The organism is Haladaptatus sp. W1 (genome assembly GCF_001723155.1).
GTDB classification, from domain to species: domain Archaea; phylum Halobacteriota; class Halobacteria; order Halobacteriales; family Haladaptataceae; genus Haladaptatus; species Haladaptatus paucihalophilus.
Genome location: NZ_MEIH01000264.1, coordinates 1 through 3658 on the forward strand (window position 1 = coordinate 1; position 3658 = coordinate 3658).

Consider the following 3658-nt stretch of genomic DNA (forward strand, 5'->3'; position numbering starts at 1 on the left):
GGACGAGTACGCCCAGAACGGGTCGTGGGGCAGCGCGAAACAGCAGGGCGTCATCGCCGCGAAGAACATGGTCGCGGACGACGAGGAAAAGGAGTTCCGGTGGGTTTCGTCGTACTCCATCACTCACTTCGACTTCCCGTTCCTCTCCTTCGGCTTCCGACGATGGGCGACGACGAGTGCGAGGAGAAGTACAGCGAAACCGAATGGCGTCGCCTCTCGTTCAAGGACGGAAAACTCATCGGCGGCGTCCTCATCGGCGATATCGCCCCGCAGGGCAAGTACAAGGACCTCATCCGCAACGAGGTCGAGTGTGCCGACCAGAAGGAAATCCTCCTCGAGAAGGATTTCGACCCGGACAAACTCGCACCCCAGCAGGAACAGTGAGGCCGTAGTACGGAATTTTTGTCGGGGGGATTCGTCAATTGGCAGCTGCTCGGATAACGAGTAGTTCTGGTTCCCGCAACGCATCGCGGTATCGTTTCGGATGGTGGTCCTCGAACTGGGGTTCGGGTTTCGGTTCCTCGACCGTCTGCAGGTGGAAACCAGCCCCGAGAAACGAACTGATGACTTCACTTATCGGTCGGTAATACGTCGGAATATCGACTTCTGGCCACTCGTTCATCACTTTCTTGGTTTCGTAGTAGCTCTCGATTTCGAACTCGGTTCGGAGGTATCGCGGATGTATCGTGGTGACGACGAAGGTCCCGTCTGGTTCCAAGATGCGACGAAATTCCGAGAACACTGGTCGCCACTCCTCGATGTGGCTGAACACCAGATTGCTGAAGACGACGTCGAGTGAATCGTTAGCGAAGTCGAGCGGTTCGGTCAAATCCGCGCGATGGAACGTTCCCTCGTCGCCGAACTCGTCTTTTGCGTGCTGAATCGCCGTTGCGCTCACGTCCACGCCGGTAACGGTCGCGCCGTTTTCGTGGAACCACGGAACGTGATCGCCGCGGCCACACCCCGCGAGCAACACCCGGCGACCGGAAAGTTCCGGAAGTACGGTTCGCGTTGCGGGCCACGAATAGTGTCGCTGAAAATAGCTCGACCCCCACGGACTCGCGGTGCGGTCGAGGTCGTCTGCCTTCTCTGCTAAGATGTCATACCCTTCGATCGTTTGCTCGACTGGAGCGTTATCGTCTGTCTCCAAACTTTGACCTCGGACGTTCTACCGAACTAACAGTGAAATATTTTCTGCCGGTCTGTCGTTCTGACCGTGGTGCGTTCCAGCGTATCTCCGTATTGTCACGACGTGAAGGTTTAAGTACTACCACGACAGTTGGTATCATTGGCCATGCTCGGTCGGGAGAATTCGTGAAACCCAAAATAGCCGTCGAACCGGTAGATTCGATTCCGAACGACGCGCGCGTTCGACACTACGACGAACTCGAATACGACGCGAAAGGGCACTTCCCGAGCGTCGTCGAACGCGGCGAACAACTCATCGACTGGGAGACAGCTGGACAGTTCAGTGACGGCGATTTCGTGAAGTACACCGGTTATTTCCGGGTACTGCTCGCGTAGCGGAAGAACCATCACGTTTTTTCGAGACAATCGCCACAAGGTTTAAGAGGTGCTAAGACAATTGGTAACATGTATCAATGGCTTCGAACAGCACGAGTAGTCTCGCGTCCGCATCGACCGGAGAGACGGCCTTTACCATCACCCGAACCGAAACCGTCCCGGCGGGCGTTCGGGTGTACCACTTCGACGAACTCTCGGAGGCGACTCAACAGGTGTTCGCGGAAATCGACGGCCGCGAACGAGTCGTGAGGATGACCGAAGCGGTGGCGAACGAGTTCACGACCGACGCCCTCGTGGTGTTCGACGACTACTACCGAATCGACGTGCCCTGACCGGGCGAACGAGCAACCGAAGCCGTTTTCTCCCGCAGGACGGGATGTAGGGACATGAGCATGAGCGGAAGCGGCGAGATGACGCTGGCGTTCGAGTTGTCCGCGCTCAAAGCGTTGGCGAGTCCCGGAGCGGTGTTCGAAGACGCCCGACGCTGGACGCGATACGTCGGCGTCATCTCCGACCAACCGACCTACGTGGTGACGAACTTTACCCGGAAGAACCGCATCCGACAGGACTTCTTCTCCGGCCCGAAAGGACGCGCCGAGAGCCTCGACAGCGTGAAATCGCAGTTCGACACCGACCGCCACGTCTTCGTCGGCGTGACCGACGAGGACCGCGAACTCGCCGAGGAGCACGACTGGGAGTTCCTCCACGTCGAGGACGCCGCCGAGGCGGCCGAGTGGGACCTCGCGTCCGACGACGACGGCGAAGGGACGGCGAACGAAGAAGACGTGCGCGACGACTGGCCGTAGCCGGAGAATCGCTATTCGGTCAGCGGTCCGCCCGCAACCGTCGTCTTCCTTCCTCGGTTATCTGATAACAGCACCAGTTCGAGTTCCGAACGAGGTCGCGCTCGGCGAGGGAACGACAGCGAGTCGCGGTGACGCAGTTGGACAGCGACAACCGCCGTTCGATGTCGATTCGAACCTGTATCCCCTCCGCGTCGAGCAGTCGGAGGATTCGTTCGTCGATCGGGCGCAGTCGGTCGGGAACCCCGCTGGCCTGTGCCATAGCAGTCAGTATTTTTTCCGCCATCAAATAGCTCGCTAAGAGGGGTATGTATCGAGGGCTGGAACGGGGGAGAACTATTGAGCACTATCTGTACGGTCGCGGTACGTGTCGGGCGAACGAATCGGCACCGACGGCGACCAATCACGTTCTTTAAACTCGTCAGGGACGAACGGAGCGTATGGCAGAACCGCGCGTACCGGGAGGAGACGGTGCGACGCTCGACCTCCCCTGTGGCGAGTCGGTGGCGACCGGGAAACTCGACATGGGGATGCGCGAGTACGACTGTGACTGTGGCGAATCGCATGCGGTCGTCATGGACGTCCATCCGCCGTCACGGTTCGTCCCCGAGTTCCTCGTGGACATCCTCCGCGAAACCATCGATACGACCGACGAGAACGTCGAATTCGGCACGCTCCACATCATGGGCGTCGTCATGGAGGAATTCCCCGAGGAGGTCGCAAGCGAGGACGTGGCGGAAAACCCCGACCTCGGCTACGCGATGGTCTGGGTGACAGATTTCGACTCGCGTCGTCTTCATGAGGTCGTCGTCGAACTCATCGTCGAACTGATGGAACACGCCGTCAGCCACGCCGAGGACGACGAGGCGATGAGTCAGTTCGAAGCGGACATGCTGAGCTTCGACGTGCCGACCTTCGTCGAACAGTATCGGAAGGAACGCGATTTCTCCGGCCCGCACGACGGACCGGCGTGAGGGGAACGCTCCGACCGGGGTGGTTGTCTGACTGAAATTTAAGTGCCTGATAGCCGATATGACCACTATGCCACTTCGGGGGAGTGCGTTCGAACGGATTCGGGACGTCGTGACCGAACACGGGACCGGTGAACCGTTGACGGCGCGGGAAATCCTTTGCCTCCTCGACGAGAGCGACGCCCACGAGGAGTTCGAGAGTACACACGAAATCGCCACCGTCCTCGGGCGGCGGGCACAGGCGGGCGACGTGACCGTAATTCGGTCTTCGCCGTATCGATACGAACTCTGAGTACGACGCGAATCCCGGTTGTACACCAAACTACAAGACCCCGGAACGCCCCCTTCGAGTCGATGCTG

General features: G+C 59.3%; 7 protein-coding genes and 1 pseudogene. 6 read left to right on the forward strand and 2 right to left on the reverse strand.

The annotated features are described in order from the left end of the window. Window positions 1-384: pseudogene (locus BG842_RS27535) on the forward strand (NAD(P)/FAD-dependent oxidoreductase); the annotation flags it as partial. Window positions 385-418: 34 nt separating this feature from the next. Here the strand turns inward: BG842_RS27535 and BG842_RS11970 are convergent. After that, window positions 419-1150 (reverse strand): class I SAM-dependent methyltransferase, encoded by a 732-nt coding sequence (locus tag BG842_RS11970; protein WP_069450907.1) that lies wholly within the window; start codon window positions 1148-1150, stop codon window positions 419-421. A 164-nt stretch (window positions 1151-1314) separates the two neighbouring features. Between BG842_RS11970 and BG842_RS11975 the strand changes: the two genes are divergently transcribed. The 3 genes from BG842_RS11975 to BG842_RS11985 all read left to right on the forward strand — a co-directional run bounded on the left by BG842_RS11975 (window position 1315) and on the right by BG842_RS11985 (window position 2330). Then, window positions 1315-1524 (forward strand): hypothetical protein, encoded by a 210-nt coding sequence (locus BG842_RS11975; protein WP_069450910.1) that lies wholly within the window; start codon window positions 1315-1317, stop codon window positions 1522-1524. Between the two features lie 77 nt (window positions 1525-1601). Further along, a complete protein-coding gene (locus tag BG842_RS11980; protein WP_069449382.1) occupies window positions 1602-1856 on the forward strand; it encodes a hypothetical protein in 255 nt (84 codons plus the stop codon). A gap of 60 nt (window positions 1857-1916) precedes the next feature. Further along, window positions 1917-2330 carry a hypothetical protein gene (locus BG842_RS11985; protein ID WP_069450913.1) on the forward strand — a complete coding sequence of 138 codons (414 nt, stop codon included), beginning with the start codon at window positions 1917-1919 and terminating at the stop codon, window positions 2328-2330. Window positions 2331-2349: 19 nt separating this feature from the next. Here BG842_RS11985 and BG842_RS11990 read toward each other — a convergent pair whose 3' ends face one another. Beyond that, on the reverse strand, window positions 2350-2589 hold the full coding sequence (locus tag BG842_RS11990) for a hypothetical protein (RefSeq protein WP_254663112.1): 240 nt from the start codon (window positions 2587-2589) through the stop codon (window positions 2350-2352). 178 nt (window positions 2590-2767) lie between these two features. Here BG842_RS11990 and BG842_RS11995 point away from each other — a divergent pair, with 178 nt between their 5' ends. Both BG842_RS11995 and BG842_RS12000 read left to right on the forward strand, forming a co-directional pair. Further along, on the forward strand, window positions 2768-3301 hold the full coding sequence (locus BG842_RS11995) for a DUF5815 family protein (protein ID WP_069450912.1): 534 nt from the start codon (window positions 2768-2770) through the stop codon (window positions 3299-3301). 58 nt (window positions 3302-3359) lie between these two features. Then, a complete protein-coding gene (locus BG842_RS12000) occupies window positions 3360-3590 on the forward strand; it encodes a hypothetical protein (protein ID WP_007976996.1) in 231 nt (76 codons plus the stop codon). The last annotated feature ends 68 nt before the right edge of the window (window positions 3591-3658 follow it).